Raw genomic sequence first — 17,696 nt, forward strand, 5'->3', positions numbered from 1 at the left:
TTATACATTTACATACTAACATATGATCCTAATGCTGGCAATAATCTTGCCTGTTACTGCTACGTCATCCAGTCCAGAGGTTGACACTATATACAAAAGCAAACTACGGCCCCGACAGCTCCTTATGAATGGCATCTCTATCTACAGGAAGGGATGCTTGAATTATTGCTTGTCACAAACGCTCAACAAATTAAGAAAATGTCTTGATCCCCGCTTTATTCAATACATTGGTTGAAGGTTTTGACCAGATGAATTCAATATGAGCTTCGTCGGGGCTGACGCTATCTTGATCATTATACCTAGCCTTAGCATGCGGCGTTACGTTCTACAACTCAGCCCCATGCTTTTTGAATTCAACCACCTGTATAAACATCTGAGGAGATGCCTTCTCGAGCGTAATCAGGCTCTCTTTAAGCTCGACTTTTTCCAATAAGTTCTTCACGATAGTCGGCTTTCTTAGATACGCTTCGAAATGGTCATAAAATTCATCGATATTACTCCACAATTTTACCTGATTCACGACTTCCGTTTCAAATTCATTATTGTCGTCGAAGGAAGCTTTCATATCGTTGATTTCGCCAGTATTCATATAACTCTGCAGTGCCATATAGTCAATAACCGGCACGCCATCGATCTCCATCCCAGTGAAATGTGGATAGTTGCAAACTACCGCAATGTGGATACTTTTCCCTTCTATGCCTCGCAGCTCCGAATCGAAAGTCGATCGATGTCTCAATAGGAAGTCCCGCTTCCGCACCGCTTGCTCCGCGCCTTCCTTCAAGCGCTTATATCCATTATGTAAATCCCTTGGTTCCATCGGAAACTTAATATTTTTAATTTCTATTATCAGTATCATCTTTTCCATAGACACAATTAGATCGATTTCTTCGTATTCCCTCTTATTTGCATAGAACTTTTGCTTCTCCGGAATTACTGCGTACTTGCCTTTCCCTTTCAGATAACTCTGCAAATTCGCTTTCATTAACTTTTCCAGCGCGGTCCCCCTCTCCTTCAGTGAATAATTCGCCGACTCTAGCCATTCGTCGATGAGCTGTAAGTAATTTGGCGCATTAAGGCTCGACAAAAGCAGAAAATAGACGTCCCTTGTTTTTACCAAGGGCCTTGACCAAAGATGGATTCTTCTTTCTGTGTCGTACAGATCACTCTCGACAATTGTAAGGAACGATTCAATTTGCGATTTGGAATACATGGTCACGCTTTGCAGGTAGGAAAGAAGCTCTTTCTTCTTGATTCTTATGAAAAAGCGTTTTAGTTTCTTGCTCTCTTCGCCTCCCTCTTGGCTTAAATCATGCTTCAACGCACCGGCCAAGGTCAGTAAGGCGCTGTAGATGGCAAGTATATCCCGGATGGACAGCCGGTCCAAGCCCTTTAAAGTTTCCATATTAACATGTGGATAGAAGGAAAAGATTGCTGCCAATCCATCCAGCATTTCATCATTCGCTGGGTATTCTTCTGATTTGGTAACCCGGATCGAAACGAACCCCCGGTTGTCCACCCGCGCTTCGTGAAGATGCACCTTCTTTCTCATATAGTTCGTCATATCTTGATACTCCGGACGCTCCGTTAAGAGATTTCGGAATTCTACGAGGGCGGAGAGTATATTCCGCTCGATGCGATGTTGTCCGACCTTCAGAAGCAATGGGTATTGATCATCTTTATAGATCAGACGGAGCTCGTTATGATGCGGCCCTTCCATCTTCCCCTCTTCCCAAACGATTCTGTCGTATGAATCCTTCACGGCGAACATGACGTTGGAGGAGGAATACAAATAACTTGAGATTTGCTCTAATTGCTCTTCGTCGTAATGGCTGTGCAATTCCTTAGTATGTAGAAAGTACCGTAAGTAATTCAGTAAGCTGGTGAGGAGATCGACCTGCATCTCGAAAGCACCTATCGCATGAAGTGGGGGAAGCCCGTTCCCCGGTTCAAATTGAATATCAGCAATTTCTTCCAACCTTATGGAATCGAAATCACGAAGCAAAGTCTCGTTCAGATGCTCATTTAAGAGGATCGTATCAGAATTCCCCATGGCGACAAGATACTTCATGATTTGTTCCGGGTGAGCCTTCGTCCTATCGATGGCATCCCTCATATATTCATATAACTGTTTGAAGTATTGATGAAAGAGGGGCCCGTTTTTCACGATAGTCAAGGCGTACAGATCGTCCGGATCCTGGTCCTTCCCATTGTCCTGTTTCCAAGCTTCTAAGTATGTCTCCAATTCATCACTAATCTTATTCACATCGTATTTGTCACTGAATGGATTCCAATGACTCTGATTTCTAAGCATATGCCGAATACTTTTAGGTTTCGCCAACGTATGATCCCTCCCGATTATGATCCTTTTCGCTTCATAGCTATCTACAGATGCCACATGTATAATCGATTCTTCAGTTTCGGCTCCGTCCACCAATTAGTACTCCAGATTCCCACGTAGTTCATCGGTGCGCATCCGTTCATTATTTATTTCATCAGCTTGTCGATATCCCTATTCCTTCACCTCAATCCATTACCCCATATTGTTAACACAGTAAAATATTAACACTACTATTCTATCGCCTAAAGCACTCGAATTCTACTTTAAATTTGGGGAAATCATATCGCAACGACATAACGACAGTACGCGCGGACCCGGGCTCATTTCAGAAAAAAGGTCTTAGCGGTAAAGATAAGGCATTCGATAATAGAGCGCTGCACTCGTTCCCAGGGCGTATCGGTTAACGTTAATATACCGTTTATAACACCATTAATAAATGCAGTAACCCCGACCATGGTTCTAGAGCCGGGGGAGAAATAAATAACGCGCTGCCAGTCTATCCTGAAATAACTTTATTTCATCATCTGATGGCTCCGCGTTAGCGGCATGGGCGTCTAATACTCTATTTCCAAATAGCAGTTGGGTATTTCGATTTGTCCGCATCCGGAAGCACCAGGATGCGGTGATGCTGCGGGAGTTTATTATAGTCGAGGTACATAAATAAAATAAACCCAACACAGAGTGTTGGGTTTATTGATCAACTATGGCTATGGGCTAAAGCTTTTTTTGTGTTTTTTTCCGAGATAGCAAGTTGAGCTTGATTCACAATATTCAAGACACTCTTTAAACGAAGATCACTGTCCATGTTTCGATTATCATTAATGCTTCGAAGTTCTAAAGTTAATTTAAGAAGTTGATCCAGATTTTGATCTTCCAAAGAACGTCTTTTGCGAAATAAGTTCATAAAGAATTGCATGCTCGTCACCACCTTTTTTAATTCTGTAAGATAATTCAATTAATATACTCAGTTGAATAATATTAAGATATCTTTGAATATTGTCATAATCAACTTCACTTATTTCATCCTTTAATTGCGAGGCTACCACAACAATACCGATAACATCATCATTATGAATAATTGGTACCCCTGCAATGCTATTATACCTTCTTTCTCCTTGCTTTACAATGATTTCGTGGGCCTGCTTATCAATGTCTGTGTAAATCATTTTTTCTTTATTCTTCCATACCCTACCGACAAATCCAATTCCCTCTTCAAATGACAAATTACTACTGATATTGCTTCCACTTCTACATTCACCTACAAGTTCCATCTTTTCATCAGTAAAATCTCTTAAAAAAATGTAGGCGTGCTTATTATTGTTGCTATCCATAGTTGTACTGCAAATCTCAGCACAAACACTGTTTAAAAATAAATTCAAGCGGTATGGTTCATGATCTTTAAGCGTGAATGATTTCGCAGCCATACTGTAACATTTCCCAATTAAATTATCTAGATTTAACACCAGTCTGCGGTCTCTAAGGGAGTTATTAACAGATCTCCGCATTTCATCAAGAAGAAGACCTGTAACCATTTTTTCGGCTTCAATTGCTGCCATATCTTTTTGAAGTTTTTTTATTTCCTCTTCTTTATTCGACAGCTTGTATCTTTCTACTGCATATCCATGGTAAAGAAAATTTGGCATCCAAGAATAAAGCTGACCTCTCTCTCTGTCTCGGCTACACAACCATAGCGCCCATTTACCTAGATAATGATACATACCCAATCCAGCAAAAATCAAAAATATAAATGCAATGAATATGGTTTTTGTGTTAAAGTTTCCATTTAACACAAAAAAGAAGCTAACAATTTCATTAAGAATCAGATATGTCTTAACGATCAGGATTGAGAAAGCAGTATCAATCATTGCATTGAATGCAAACAGTGTTAGAGCTAACAGGCCAAATGCAGTGATAAATGCAAAAATCATCCTTATTCCAAGTCCTTTTTCAGGGTTCAAAATATCTTGCGTTTGCTCCGGCTTTAATGGTGCTTCCATCGTTATGTTCCTCCAATAATCTGTTCTTATATTATCCTCATGACAATAGTCAGCCTTAAGAGCAAAACTCGAACATATTCAACATAACATTTTTTTTCATTAATGCTCAATGATTCTTTTATGAAAAAATGATTATTCATTTTATTTATGGCTTCCAAATTAAATGTTACCATTTTCTTTAAAGCTGTAAGTGGTCTGTCCAACAATAATATGATCAAGAACTTCGATACCCACAATCTCCCCTGCTTCCACCAATCTTTTCGTAAGTTCGATATCTTCAGACGATGGATCTGGTTTACCACTGGGATGGTTATGTGCACAAATAATAGAAGCTGCACCTCTTCGAATAGCTGCTTTAAAGACTTCTCTTGGATGCACAATTGCTGCATTTAGAGAACCAATAGATATTGTCTCCCGTCCAATCACTCTGTTTTTAACGTTAAGGTAAATGACTATGAAGTGCTCTCTGTCCAGGTTCGTAATATCCCAAAGCATTTTTGTTACATCATTGGAACTACGAATAATTATTTCTTCATCCGGTGAAGCGCCATGAATTCGCCGCGACATCTCAAAAACCGACATTAAATGAAAGCTTTGAGTTTCAGTTAACCCGAACAATGTTGACAACTCAAATTCAGAAAGAGTTGCTAAATAAGGCAATCCTTTTTGAAGAATATCGTCCGCAACTGTTGAGAGTGATTGATTACCAATTAGAGGCTCCAATATCAAGATTAGAAGATCCTTATCAGTTAATCTATTTGTATCGCAGCTTCTGTAAAAAACAGTCTTAGCTTCCTTAACTGCTGTTTGATTTAATACTAATATTGAGTTCTTCATTCAATTAACCTCCATAGGACGCCCCCTTGATTGCACAGGGGGATTTATTAGTTCTCACTGTGCATAGGGATATTACATGAAGTTGTATTTAAATAGTAAAGAGCCGCTGGCAAATTTGCCGCGGCTCTTTCACTTCTAACAATTTTTTAGTTTCTAAATTTAATGTAAGTGAGCATATTCTCGAGGAGAATGTTTGGCATGTGTCACACGCTTGCCAACGTTAACAATATGTTTCTTAATATTATCATTAGTCCAAGAATATGTCTTAATCGATTTTACACCAAGTGTTCTTTTTAGTACTTCTTCAGGCTTCATTCTTTTTAAATAAATACCACGAAGCATGCTAGAATATTTTTCTGGTTCTACTTCTTTACGATAGATATTCAGCACCAGAGGGTAATATTTTTTAAAAACTTTATGCGCTTCGGTTTTGGGGATGCGATTATCTGCCAACACCCCGTCTAGTACCGCTTTATCGTACGGACTCAGATTTACCATTGTAAACATGGTACATCCACCCCTTCCAGTAAGTATCCTCAAGATTGTTTGTATTATTATCATCATTACCTGTACAATAACCAACTAATTTTAACATATCGTTTAATCTTTCGTCAAAGAAAGCAATTTGATCGCCAAGCTCCAGTCCAGCCAGCACTCGTTTATGCTTCTGCTTATAAACAATTTGGTTTTGAAACCAAAGCTGGTCATGAACAAAATCGATCCGATAGCCATTCGTACGGAAGGTCTTAATGACTTCTCCAGTATCATTGTCAGCCATAGAGCCACTGACAACCTGAGGATGAATATCACCACACGGATCAAAATCCAATGAACTTTTAAATCGATGCTTCAAGATAAAATTGGACCATGCACTTGATTCCCCACGAAAGTCCATCACATCAACAACCCCATCATAATTATCAGGCTCTACCTTAATTACAATAACAAGTGGCGTATCGTCTCCAAAAAAATTATCTGACAACGCCAAGTCATTGGATAACTTACGAGCCCAATCTGCTGCCTGCTGAAAATCAATTGTTGTGTACAAACCTGTTCCAAAATCTTTATTGAAACTATGTTGCAGGTTTTCTTTATTAATTAATTTATCCTTATAACCATTTAAATATTCTCGTACTGTTCCATGATAAACGTAATCAGGAAAAGTGAATCTCGAAAAAATTTCAGCCATGATCTCTCTCCACCATTATATCAATTATTTTCAGAAAATTCAAACAAATAACCATTAGACATTCCTCCATTTATTTTATTTTACTTTTGAAAAATACACCGTGCAATTCATTTTTCATTGCCTCAAAAATTTCTGTATTCACCACAACGCACGCAAAAAAAAAGCCCGGTGTCGGAGATCCTTTCTTGAGATAGACATATCTATCCCAAGGAATTCATACCGCCACTAGAGCTTTTATCTTCGTGTGTAACGATTAACAAAGTTAATCAAAATGAAATTTACATTTTTATTTTAGCATATGATGATAATTACTGACAATCACCCTTCACCATAATAATTTATGATCTGCAATAAAGAGATTCATTTTGGAATCAAAGGCTTGTTCGCGGAGAACTGGTGGCTCACACCTTATAGATACAAATGGTTTTTATTATTCTATAACAATTTCTCCATCGCCATAACATCAACATACTCACCATCTAAAATTCCCTGGTTATGAAAAACGCCTACTTTCCAGCATTTGTAATATGGAGTCTGTTATCTTGGCGATTCGAAAAGCCGCGTGAATAAAAACATCCTAATTAAAGTTTTTTGCTGACATTTAATTTTCTTTTATTTAATTGCATTGATTATTGCCGATTGAATATAGTTTTCAACATTGGTTTAAGAGGTTCTGACACCTAAATTTGGCCTAATACAACGTGACAGAACTAAGCTTTTTCGATTACTATAGGGTTTTGGCAGCTCGCTTGAGTTAGTACTGTTTTTATGGGTTAGCTTGGCTCCGTCCCTTTTTTGCCATTTCCACGTCCTGCGGGTTGGTCGCAAATGAAAATACATAAGCGTAGGCCGTTTGAAGGGCAATTTTGAAAGGACGGGTCGATTTGCGGGTCTTGGTTAAGAGCTGCCCTCCCTGTAGACTGGTTATAACTGCACAAGCTAGTTCAGCCGGGTCAGTCTCGGCCCGAAGATCACCCCGCTCTTTCATCTTGCTAAATCCATCAATAAAGTATTGCTCCCATTCATCAAAAGAATGCACCAGGGCCACCCTGGCTGTCTCGTCCTGGTCGGCTAGTTCGCTAGCCAGTGAACCGAGCGGGCATCCTCCCAAGCTCTCGCTGCTTTCCTTTAAGTCTATAATCGTCGTTCTCCATTTTTCGAGGTTTTCCCAGGTGTCCAGATGTTCCAGGAGAGGCAGTTGCGCACCCAGCACATTGACGGTTTGCCGCTCAATAACCGCCAGGACCAATTCGTCCTTATTATCAAAATAGTGATAGAGCTGGCTTTTACTGACGCAAGCTGCGACCCTCATATCGTCCATACTGGTACCCCGGACGCCTTTTTCGTAAACAAGTTGGGCTGCCTGATTGAGAATACGCTCTCTACTGTTCTGCCCGCGTGAAGTTAAAGACCCGTTGTTTGGCATAAGCTTTCTTCCCTCTTCCTTTCTCATTCTTTTTGCAGTAATCTCCTATCCTGAAAGTAAAGCACGATTTTCACCAATATTATACCATGAACTGGACTATTGGGTCCATTAATGTTACTATGGACTAAGTAGTCCATTTTTCATCACACACAGTTCAAAATCAGCAAAGCAACCCTAACCTCAGAAGGAGAATACACATGGAACATTCGATCGCACTCGTCACAGGCGCCACCTCCGGGCTCGGTTATGCGGCAGCCCGCAAGCTCGCCATCGAGGGTTACCGCCAGGTCATCGTCACCGGGCGCAGCCTGGCCCGGGTTCAAGAAGCGGCCGCTCAACTCGCGGCTGAGACCAAGACACAGGTTTTCACTCCGCTGGAGCTGGATCTGGACGCACCGACCAGCGTTCAATCCGCCCTCGACGAGCTGGTCAAACGAGGTTGGCCGGTTGATTTCTTGCTGCTCAATGCGGGGCTGGTTCCCTTCAAGCAGCGCGAGATTACCGCGGCGGGCGTCGAGGCATCTCAGGCCCCGCTCATTGGTCATCATGAACTGACTGTCGGGTTGCTGAATGCCAACCTGTTGAGTCCCGACGCGCGGATTGTTATCGCCGGCGCGGAGCCTGCCCGAGGGGGCGTGCCCATGTTCAAATACACTGACCTGCCCGCCTTCGCCGCCAAATACCACCAAGGCGACCGAACCGCCGCTGTTGAAGCCCTGATTCGCAACGGGCCGAACGTGAAGTACGTGCCCAACAATGCGTATGCCGACGCGAAGCTGATCATCGCTTGGTGGGTCGCAGCGTTGGCGCGCCGGCTGCCGTCCGGCATGGCTGTGTACGCTGTATCGCCCGGTGGGGCGACCGCCACCAACGTGAAGCGAAGCGCTAGCCCTCTGTTGAAGTATGTGTTTATCCCAATCGTGAACCTCATTCCCGGCATGAACCAGACGCCGGAGACCGCGGCCAGTCGCTACATCCAGGCGTCGGAGTTCGGAACCGACGTCTCAGGGCAATTCTTCGCCTCGGCCAAAGGGAAGTTCTCAGGCCCAATCGAGGTGCAGCTCGAGCCACACCTCCACGATCGCGCCAACCAGGAAGCCGCGTGGCAGGCTGTCGTCAAGGTCTCAGGCGTCGACTTGTCTTAGTGTCTCCGGCGTCCTTGTCTTATCGTACTAAACAGTCAGCTAGGCGCCGCTGGCGTCGCAAGGAGAGTACGCATGGAACGGTACGAAGCGAAGCGGGCGGTGATCATTGGCGGCACGAGCGGAATAGGGCTCGCGACTGCGAAGATGCTGAAACGCATAGCGGCGCACGGTATCCTCAATTACTAGGTAAGCGTCAAATATCCCCATATCCGGAATACCGGATATGGGGATATTTGACGCTTACCTAGATACCAATGGTAGTGCACTCTGGAGGAAGCGAGAGTGTGAGTTTACGAGTGAACCGACTGCCGAAAGGCAGACACAAAAGAGCGGCTCCGATGAACCGCCCGCTCACGCTCTTGAAAGGGCCAAGGCCTCCTAACCCGCATTCTCGCAGCATGCGCAGTGCCGCCCGCAACGACAAGCTGGCGCATCCACTGCGTTACAGCGGGTGCCGGTGCTGCGTTGTAGCGATAGCTAGTCTTGGACCGGGCTCTGCGATCTCAATAATGCGCCGGCCTTCCCCCCACCTCTCCAACGCCCCGAACGGAAATGTAATCGCGATCAGCTCGTTGCGGTTCAAATCGACGGCGATATAGATCGCTTGGTCTTCCTCGTCCACGTAGCGTCGGGATAGTGGTACAAGTCGATTTCGCGGCGCGGCACGCTAAGCGCCCAGCGGTCCGGCTGCGCGATGACGAAGCGGGCGACCGTCGACAGGAACGTCTTGATCGTTAGCACCATGCCTTCCTGCAGCACCCGCTTATAGTGCTTGTTATATACCGGCAAATTTTCCGTCGGAGCCACGTGCAACACCTTGCCGATGCCGTGACTGCATAAATTGCGGATCAGCTGATAGGCGCCGCGGTGCTCCTCCAGCTGGATCAGATGTCCGATCTAGTGCACCTTTACGCCGTGCGTGAGATGGGAAATGACCTTTATCATGAGTCTCCAGGTGATTAAATAAAAAATTTGATTTGTTCAACTTGTTGGATGTTAGCTTTCGGAACTCCAAGGATTTTCTTATCATCCGCTTGGGTGGCATTGACCGCAACAGCAATGGATTCTTGAACATTATTGATTGGTACAGAAATAACAACAAGAACATGTTCTTCATGACAAACTGAACAAACATATTTGATTCCTGGAACTCGTTCGACGGCAAGGGCGTAACGGGTGTTCAAATCTAATCCTTCCTTAATAGCGCATGGTCCACAAATCTTACTTATCATTGTATCACTCCTAAGTTGTATTTCTTTTCATTATCTTGAGGTAATCTAATTAAGAAATTTTCAAATCTGGTTATTCAAATCTAGATGATTAGAAGGACGGGATTTCTTCGAGGAACATCTCAAGATGATCCGCCAAAGTGCAGTCGATCGTTCCTCACTTAACAAACGAATGCAATACTACAGCTGCTCAAGCTGTTCACCTCAGTGACAGCATGATGTGTGCACAAGCATTCTCTCCTTCTTAATTTTATCAATTACCTCATTGTTATAGCAGCGGCGGTTAATATTTAAGCGGGGCTATCATCCAATTCAGCGGGTGGTTGTTTATTCTCCTTTTTAAACTTGTTAATTATTTTCCCTATAAATCCTTGTTTGTCTTTCTTTATAAGCTTTTGTATCAATTCAGCTGTGAGAAGTTCCACTGATATTTCAGCAAAGACGGATTTAATATGTTCATGCGTATCCGTTTTAATAAAAGCACTTTCCCAAAACGAATCGCCACTCATATATATATCTGGCATAGCCGGGATTACAGGGAGTGGATAGATATGATTAACACCATATGCCTTTTTAAGTCCTTCCTCATTTTCTTTATGTAACCAAGTGGTTGATTTATTGGATACAACAATTACTTTATCGCGAATAGTACGGAGTGTTTCTTCATACTGCTTGTAGTCGCGATTCACCCGGAGCGGGTCATATCCACTAACTAATATAATTTTGTTAGCCTGCCGTAGGATGATTTTCTCACGTTCATCCGATAATCCCGAGCTGCTCATATCGTAAATAAGGATAGGATAGTGTCTTGCAAAACCTACTAAATGTGCCGTGTGCATCATATCCCAATCTTTTAGAATATCATCTCTATGCTTGATCATATAAGCTACACCATGTGAATAAAGTTCTGTTCCAATCTCAATAGTTTCATCCTCAAGAATTTGTCGATGCCAGCTTTTCCAACCGGTATCGAACTTCTGGTCACGTAGGAGCTTCAGACCGTGAATCAATTCAAAATAAGAATATGGATTATATGGAGATTCACAAATTCCTACTTGCAAAGTCAAATTCACTAAATATTCAGATAACATACGGGCAATAATCGATGAGCCGGCACCTGGAAACGCAGAAGCTATTACTATCAATTGAGGCTTAACAAACAAACGCTCATAAACATGAACCAGTTTTTCCCTCTCTACGACTTCTTTGGCTACTTCCTTCACAACTTTTGTCTTTTTTGGTTGCTGCTCTTTTATCCCTTCTCTTATAATTTCTTCAGCTCGCTGCTCGCGTGATTTTTCAGCAATTTGTTGGGCAGCCTCCGCCACTTTACCTCTAAATTTCTCAATGTTCTTATAAGCTGGGGGAATTTTAAGTTGTTCCAAATAGGAAGGCGGCAGCTTCCCCTCATTAAAAATGTCATAGACTGAATGTGTCGTTAATTTTGTCAAAAATAGATCTTCGGCTGGTCGATCACAGAAGTACACAATACGAATCTGTAAACTAATACGCCTAATTTCCTCGATAATGCGTTCCCACTCATCATCCGATCCATCATCACCAACCAGTTCTTCTCCAATAAATATCATACTTGCTTCAGTTTCCATAAACCTTTTGATAACCGTATTTCGTGTTGTCACGGTTGCAACAACAGAGCCTATGCTTGCTTCTTCCATATCCGTTTTTATTAAATCATCTAAATGCTCATTACCTGTCCCAATAATTATAGTGTGTCTCATATAAACTCTCCCTCCCAATGAAAAAAGGCAAAGGACGCCTACAATCTGCGTCCTTCGCCTTTTAAAATTATAGCATAGCTTCCCAAAATTTTGAATGATATTTCCCATTCATAAACGTATCATCTGCAAGGCTTTCTCTATATTCATGCCTCTCAAATAAAAAACTTTGATTCCACGATCCGCTGCCCATTCTTTGATCTCCCACATTGAGTCGTGAGAGATGAATTCCCACCACACAATATAAACGTCAGCTGATCTTAAAGCTGAGAAAAATTCGGGATCGTGGCGTTTGCCGTCATGCAATATAACTTTACAACCGAATTCTTTTCTAAGTTCGCTCCGCCATCCTCCGAAAAATGCTACAGTTTTTCCCTCTAGATGTTCATTACAATCTTCGACATCATTAGATATTTGGAGATCGTTTATATCAGGATATGTATTTATCTCATCATTGTCAGAGAGACGATTATACAAGTTTTTATTTTCTTCCTTCAACTCAGTTATTAATGCTTTTAAACGTTCAATTTTTTTGGATTGCCCTGTTTCCTGTCTAACTTCAAAACGGTCTTCTTTAAGGTTCTCAATATCCTGATAAGCAATTCCAAGCCTATCCTGTAGATTTCCAACTTCTTGCTGAAGTCGGTTCGCTCTAAGATTTGATTTCTCTAAACGACCTGACAGTTGCTCTATACGACGATACAGAAACGCTTGTTCGCTATTTTCCTTCTTAACCAACTCACCAATGCTCCGAGAACGCAGCCCTTCTAACTCCTCTGGAATAGGTAAATTTAAAACAATATAACGAACACGTTCACGTCCAAACAACTTAATGTCATTTTTAATATCCCATGCTTCGATACCTAAATCGATAAAATGCCGCAACATTCTATGATTAGCAAAACGCCAGAACTCCCTTTTAGAACCCTCCGCTAGCAATACAGCTGCATTTTTACGATACATAAACACCGTTGATTTCGGATCCAGAAGCTTCCAACCACATGCTATATAGGCATCTTCATAATCCTGTTTAGATAATTCAGAAATGAAGTCATTCCAATGTTTAATGGCATGATTCACGAATTGCTCCCAAAACGATCCGCTTTGATCAACTATAAAATCATTCCATTTTGATAGCCCACGATCTATCTCCACTTGTTCCTCATCTGTTCGGGAATATACATAACCTGCTCGTTCCCCATCAACTACTGGTACGTCGATTCCGATTTTAGCTTCCGTTATGATACGCTTCTGCAGCTTATCAAAAAGCCTCATTATTGTCGGTAGGGTAGATTGACCGCAATTTTTACATAGGATCGGGTAGAGACTAATATCCCGCTCCTCCATCTTCCTCTCAAGAGCAGCTAAATCCATTTTCCCAAAGTCTTCAATTATTTCTTCCGTACGCCGACTGCAATCACTACAAATAGAAATAAACGAAAGAATGACATGAAGCTGTTTCAAGATATAAACCCTCGTTTCGTATTCAAATATTCACTTCAATAATATCATTTATATCATCAGGTTTATATAAATTGGCAAAGAAATAGTTCAAGTCACATTTATATGAGACTTGAACTATTTCTTTGCCAAAACAGCACGTAAATGCTTCCAAAGTCGCAAATGGGATCCGCAGAATTCGAAGATCCCGTTTCAATTGATTGAACTATCGTATCCGTTCGTAATGTTGTTTCAGTCAAAATTTTCTCTGATCCCTTGCCGATTAACAATGTTGCTACATCTTCACTTACTTGTATAGGGGATTCCCAAGTATAGGTTTCCCAAAGTATAATGGACCCGTCTGGTTTTCCTATCATTCTTGTTAATGAAAAATTCCATATTTGAAATTGTGGGTTCTATAGTTGTATTTATATCTAAGACTACGTTCTCAAACTGATCCTCTTCGAGAACTCGTTTCTACAGGCTCAATCCTGTAATTGGTCTTTAAGCAATTTATCAGCCTCTGAACATTGATCCAGCCAGGTATAAGCGTTGTTTCGAAACAAGATAACTTTCGCTGCTTTGATCCTCAATACCCGTCAATGTGTTAGTGCTTCTTCACAACAACCGGTTTGTATTCCACTTGTGGACCCCGAGACGTTTTTTCGGTTGATCCCACACTCCTCAGCGGTTAATTTAGTTCATAAAACCATCAACACTTAAATGTGGCCACATTGCTCTAACTTAGTTAGAATTTTTGTTACACATAATTTTATATCTTCGTACTGTGTATTCACAACTAGATCTGGATTCAAAGGTACTTCATAAGTATCAGTAATACCGGTGAAATGCTTGATTTCTCCCTTTAAAGCCTTTTGGTATAAGCCCTTAACATCCCTCTTTATGCACTCTTCAATGGAACAATCCACATGAATTTCCAAATAGTTGGTGATATATTTTTTTAATTCTTCTCTAGTTTCTCGGTAAGGAGAGATTGTTGCTACAACAACACCAATCCCGTTACGTGACAAAAGCTCAGTGATATATCCTATACGCCGAATGTTAGTGTTTCGATCATCTCGAGTATATCCAAGATCACTTGAAAGGTTCTGCCGGACTTCATCTCCATCTAGTAATTCAACTCTTACTCCTCTAATGTTTAGTTCCTCACTTATAGCTTTAGCTAGCGTCGTTTTCCCTGAACCTGATAAACCTGTTAACCATAGGGCAAATCCATTAGACTTCAATCAAAATTCCCCCAACCTAAAATTAAAAACGTGTTTACCATAGGCATTTTAAATTTGTTTATGGCTATCTATACTTTTTTATACAGTATATTTTTCTGTTTGTGATAACGCTTTCTTTCTTTTCAAACTTTCCAATGCTTTATTTAACTCTGTAGGAGAAGGATTACTGATCCATTCTTCATACGTTAGGCCAAAATCCATTAATATCTGCTCCATTTTTTTTCTTTTAGGTAGCATTTCATTATTTAATATATAATCCATAGGATCCTCTTTACCATTCAATTTAGTCTGAACCCAACAATCAAGCTCCTCTGAAAAAATTCTAGTTAATTCGGGTAATTTCTCCGCGATATTATGCTCCTCATTTGGGTCTTCAATGAGATCATACAGTTCAATTTCCGGTCTTGAGAATATTCCTGAAGATTTAGTTTTCATAAACTTATATTCGTTAGTTCTAATTCCTCTACTCGCCTGGTGAGCACATTCACTGAGATAAATTTTTGTATGTGCTTCTGATGCGTGCCCATTTATTACTGGCCAAAGACTTTTCCCATCTAGATCGTTTGGTACATCCAAATTAGCATCCTGTAATATTGTTGGCATAATATCAGCTTGTTGAACCATTCCTTTAATTGTCTGACCAGCCTTAATCTTACTTGGATACCTCATTATCATAGGAACACGGACAGTATTATCATATAGCCCACAATGATCCCAATAGATGCCATGCTCTAGTAGGCTTTCACCATGGTCACCCAAAATAATGAGGAATACGTCGTCCTTTATTCCTAATTCACTTAAATTGGAGTCAAGCTCTTTTAATAAATCATCTAGATAGCGTATCTCCGAATCATATAAGGCATTAACATAATTTGAATCGGTCACTTCACCAAGAAAATCATAATGATTGAGTTTCTGATTAGGATAGGAAGTATGACTATAAGCTTTATCCATACTTCTATTTGACTTATCAAATGGATCTAATTTTGTGTCGTAGAATAGAGGCAAATATTCTTTAGGTGGCAAATAAGGAGTATGAGGATCCCAATAATGTAAAAACAAAAAGAAGTCATCCTGTGCATGATCACGCAACCAAGGTATTGCGAAATCGTTTATCGTCCGTCCATCAATCCATCTGTTTTCTCCCGTTGTATTCATATAATATTTAAATCCTCGTGCAAACCATTCTTGTAGGTGATAAAGATTATCCACCGCTGCCGTGGTTATTCCTTTTTTCCTTAACATAGATGGCAACCATTTAATATTTTTTTGTAAATAATTTGATTTTGATCCATGGGCTATAACACCTGTAGACAAACCGACTTTTCCGGTGAACAAATCTGTATGTGCAACCTCCGTAGGAATATCGGCGGCAAAGGCTTTATCAAAAATTACTCCTTCCTTAGCAATTTGATCAATGTATGGACTTGTAGGTAAGTGATAACCATAACAACCAAGTCTATCTGCACGCAAAGTATCAAGTGTTATTAAGATAATTTTCATTATTAGATAACCTACCTTAGATTAATTTGTATTTTGAAAAATAAACAATCGTTACACTACTATTAGACACACCGAATTGTGAAATAATCGATTATTTGATTTTCATGTAATAAGAACCATTTCTTGTAACATTATGTTTCATTAAAGCATTCACAAAATCTTCATCAGTTACAGGTAAACGATCGATTGAAACCAAAATATCAGTCAGTTCATCTAATTCATGGGTATATGGATACCCGCATTTTTCCATTACACTACAATAAAAGAGTAGTTGACCTTTGTGGCGTTCATCCTCGTCTCTTTTAATAAGTATTGATAACTTTGATTTATCCGCCCTCTGAAGAACAGTTAGGCAAACGTCCTTAAACAAAAGTTTATTGGGCTCAATATCAAGGCTTTTAATATATGATTCCAATTGATAGTAAGCAGGTCTATAGTCGTAGTAATTATTAATAACTCCCTTGTAGCCCCAACTCAATGGGACAGGAACAATATCAAACAAGGTTGATCGCGTTTCAATGATTTCATATCCTAAAAAATCGGGCGCTTCCACCGCCAACTTCTTAGCAATACCTGTTCCTCTAAATTCCGGATGTACAACAATACGATGCATGGATATCATCTTTGAATTAATCAGTTTGAAATAGGGATGAAGTATTTCTCTTCTTGAAGATAGCGGTGGTATCATTATTATAATTCCAACAGGAATATCTTCACTAATTGCTAACACAGTCTTAGCATTATCCATACGACCATCAATATGAAGATAATGGTACTTTCTAAATTGTTCGTATTTATCAGGGGTACTGACTAATAATTCAATTTCTGGCGTATTAAAAATGTTAGCTTGCAGTTTATTGGGATATTGAATTTCAACCTGATTATCGTAGCCTACGGCTATTTCAACATCAGCACCAAAAGCTTTTGCGACATCTGGGTTATTACAGCAAACAAATAAACATTGGTTTTTTTTTCTCATTTGTTTAGAAAACGTTCTAGCAACTGCCTTCGCTGTTGAGGGATCTAATTTGGAAGCAAATTCATCAATAAATAAATTCTCTTCGCTGTTTTTGTCGAGTTCTAGTGCGAGTTGCATTCGGAACTTTTGTCCTTCCGAAAGCTGTGAATAGGTTCGTAAAAACAAATTCCCTTCTCCCAACCCCGAGTGTGTTAGTATTCGAATGGCTTCTTTCGCATCTTCTCCTACCATTTCAATTAAATAATCATTTTGTTTTTCAACCACATCAATAAATCGTCCGCCAATAATTTGTTTGATTTGATTTATGATCGATGATTTACCTGCACCACTTGGACCGTAAATAACGTTAATTCTGCCAACCCGAAAGTTAAATCCCGAGCTTACTAAAATAACTGAATTTGCAGGTGCATCATCAGCAAGATAATTAAATGTATTAACCACCATATTCACTCTATCAGTTGAAGCTAGGTTATCTTTTTGATAGAAAATACTTGGAATGTCGATTTGGTCTCCAATATTGGTCATATGCATAATATTCCAACCCCTATTTTTCAGTCTCTTAGATTACTATGTTAATTTTATTTTTTAGTATCGTACAATTGTGTAATTTTTATTATCTTTAAGCTATAA

15 protein-coding genes are annotated in these 17,696 nt (G+C 40.4%); 2 read left to right on the plus strand and 13 right to left on the minus strand.

Annotated elements, in window-relative coordinates:
• Positions 1 to 325 precede the first annotated feature (325 nt).
• The 6 genes from LRL21_RS34400 to LRL21_RS34425 all read right to left on the minus strand — a co-directional run bounded on the left by LRL21_RS34400 (position 326) and on the right by LRL21_RS34425 (position 7,787).
• Complete coding sequence (locus LRL21_RS34400; RefSeq protein WP_240420331.1) at positions 326 to 2,338, minus strand: hypothetical protein; 2,013 nt, start codon at positions 2,336 to 2,338, stop codon at positions 326 to 328.
• A gap of 845 nt (positions 2,339 to 3,183) precedes the next feature.
• The gene (locus tag LRL21_RS34405; RefSeq protein ID WP_240420332.1) at positions 3,184 to 4,335 is read right to left on the minus strand and encodes a GAF domain-containing protein; all 1,152 of its coding nucleotides are present in this window, start codon (positions 4,333 to 4,335) and stop codon (positions 3,184 to 3,186) included.
• A 159-nt stretch (positions 4,336 to 4,494) separates the two neighbouring features.
• The gene (gene radC / locus LRL21_RS34410; protein ID WP_240420333.1) at positions 4,495 to 5,172 is read right to left on the minus strand and encodes a RadC family protein; all 678 of its coding nucleotides are present in this window, start codon (positions 5,170 to 5,172) and stop codon (positions 4,495 to 4,497) included.
• A 159-nt stretch (positions 5,173 to 5,331) separates the two neighbouring features.
• On the minus strand, positions 5,332 to 5,679 hold the full coding sequence (locus tag LRL21_RS34415) for a hypothetical protein (RefSeq protein WP_240420334.1): 348 nt from the start codon (positions 5,677 to 5,679) through the stop codon (positions 5,332 to 5,334).
• The gene (locus tag LRL21_RS34420) at positions 5,645 to 6,361 is read right to left on the minus strand and encodes a DUF3990 domain-containing protein (RefSeq protein WP_240420335.1); all 717 of its coding nucleotides are present in this window, start codon (positions 6,359 to 6,361) and stop codon (positions 5,645 to 5,647) included. Before LRL21_RS34420 ends, LRL21_RS34415 begins: the two co-directional genes overlap by 35 nt.
• Positions 6,362 to 7,127: 766 nt before the next feature.
• Positions 7,128 to 7,787 carry a TetR/AcrR family transcriptional regulator gene (locus LRL21_RS34425; RefSeq protein ID WP_240420336.1) on the minus strand — a complete coding sequence of 220 codons (660 nt, stop codon included), beginning with the start codon at positions 7,785 to 7,787 and terminating at the stop codon, positions 7,128 to 7,130.
• A gap of 197 nt (positions 7,788 to 7,984) precedes the next feature.
• Here LRL21_RS34425 and LRL21_RS34430 point away from each other — a divergent pair, with 197 nt between their 5' ends.
• Both LRL21_RS34430 and LRL21_RS34435 read left to right on the plus strand, forming a co-directional pair.
• A complete protein-coding gene (locus LRL21_RS34430) occupies positions 7,985 to 8,932 on the plus strand; it encodes an SDR family NAD(P)-dependent oxidoreductase (RefSeq protein ID WP_240420337.1) in 948 nt (315 codons plus the stop codon).
• 284 nt (positions 8,933 to 9,216) lie between these two features.
• Positions 9,217 to 9,531: a hypothetical protein gene (locus tag LRL21_RS34435; RefSeq protein WP_240420338.1), complete on the plus strand. Its 315-nt coding sequence runs from the start codon at positions 9,217 to 9,219 to the stop codon at positions 9,529 to 9,531.
• Here LRL21_RS34435 and LRL21_RS34440 read toward each other — a convergent pair.
• The 7 genes from LRL21_RS34440 to LRL21_RS34475 all read right to left on the minus strand — a co-directional run bounded on the left by LRL21_RS34440 (position 9,512) and on the right by LRL21_RS34475 (position 17,597).
• Positions 9,512 to 9,829, minus strand: a complete 318-nt coding sequence (locus tag LRL21_RS34440) for a M24 family metallopeptidase (protein ID WP_338044719.1) — start codon at positions 9,827 to 9,829, stop codon at positions 9,512 to 9,514. The two genes, LRL21_RS34435 and LRL21_RS34440, sit on opposite strands and share 20 nt — an antisense overlap.
• A 62-nt stretch (positions 9,830 to 9,891) precedes the next feature.
• A complete protein-coding gene (locus LRL21_RS34450; RefSeq protein ID WP_240420339.1) occupies positions 9,892 to 10,164 on the minus strand; it encodes a hypothetical protein in 273 nt (90 codons plus the stop codon).
• 287 nt (positions 10,165 to 10,451) lie between these two features.
• On the minus strand, positions 10,452 to 11,900 hold the full coding sequence (locus LRL21_RS34455; protein WP_240420340.1) for a hypothetical protein: 1,449 nt from the start codon (positions 11,898 to 11,900) through the stop codon (positions 10,452 to 10,454).
• Positions 11,901 to 12,008: 108 nt separating this feature from the next.
• Positions 12,009 to 13,361 carry a hypothetical protein gene (locus LRL21_RS34460; protein WP_240420341.1) on the minus strand — a complete coding sequence of 451 codons (1,353 nt, stop codon included), beginning with the start codon at positions 13,359 to 13,361 and terminating at the stop codon, positions 12,009 to 12,011.
• Positions 13,362 to 14,056: 695 nt separating this feature from the next.
• Positions 14,057 to 14,584, minus strand: a complete 528-nt coding sequence (gene cysC, locus LRL21_RS34465) for an adenylyl-sulfate kinase (protein WP_240420342.1) — start codon at positions 14,582 to 14,584, stop codon at positions 14,057 to 14,059.
• Between the two features lie 78 nt (positions 14,585 to 14,662).
• Positions 14,663 to 16,087 (minus strand): sulfatase family protein, encoded by a 1,425-nt coding sequence (locus LRL21_RS34470; RefSeq protein ID WP_240420343.1) that lies wholly within the window; start codon positions 16,085 to 16,087, stop codon positions 14,663 to 14,665.
• 91 nt (positions 16,088 to 16,178) lie between these two features.
• Positions 16,179 to 17,597: a hypothetical protein gene (locus LRL21_RS34475; protein WP_240420344.1), complete on the minus strand. Its 1,419-nt coding sequence runs from the start codon at positions 17,595 to 17,597 to the stop codon at positions 16,179 to 16,181.
• Positions 17,598 to 17,696 lie beyond the last annotated feature (99 nt).

This window comes from Paenibacillus periandrae, from assembly GCF_022458865.1.
Classification (GTDB): Bacteria; Bacillota; Bacilli; order Paenibacillales; family NBRC-103111; genus Paenibacillus_S; species Paenibacillus_S periandrae.

What these genes read in the sequence shown, in the direction of transcription:
- LRL21_RS34405 (WP_240420332.1), bottom strand. Translation starts at nt 4,335, where the DNA reads ATGGAAGCACCATTAAAGCCGGAGCAAACGCAAGATATTTTGAACCCT.
- radC (WP_240420333.1), bottom strand. Translation starts at nt 5,172, where the DNA reads ATGAAGAACTCAATATTAGTATTAAATCAAACAGCAGTTAAGGAAGCT.
- LRL21_RS34415 (WP_240420334.1), bottom strand. Translation starts at nt 5,679, where the DNA reads ATGTTTACAATGGTAAATCTGAGTCCGTACGATAAAGCGGTACTAGAC.
- LRL21_RS34420 (WP_240420335.1), bottom strand. Translation starts at nt 6,361, where the DNA reads ATGGCTGAAATTTTTTCGAGATTCACTTTTCCTGATTACGTTTATCAT.
- LRL21_RS34425 (WP_240420336.1), bottom strand. Translation starts at nt 7,787, where the DNA reads ATGCCAAACAACGGGTCTTTAACTTCACGCGGGCAGAACAGTAGAGAG.
- LRL21_RS34430 (WP_240420337.1), top strand. Translation starts at nt 7,985, where the DNA reads ATGGAACATTCGATCGCACTCGTCACAGGCGCCACCTCCGGGCTCGGT.
- LRL21_RS34450 (WP_240420339.1), bottom strand. Translation starts at nt 10,164, where the DNA reads ATGATAAGTAAGATTTGTGGACCATGCGCTATTAAGGAAGGATTAGAT.
- LRL21_RS34455 (WP_240420340.1), bottom strand. Translation starts at nt 11,900, where the DNA reads ATGAGACACACTATAATTATTGGGACAGGTAATGAGCATTTAGATGAT.
- LRL21_RS34470 (WP_240420343.1), bottom strand. Translation starts at nt 16,087, where the DNA reads ATGAAAATTATCTTAATAACACTTGATACTTTGCGTGCAGATAGACTT.
- LRL21_RS34475 (WP_240420344.1), bottom strand. Translation starts at nt 17,597, where the DNA reads ATGCATATGACCAATATTGGAGACCAAATCGACATTCCAAGTATTTTC.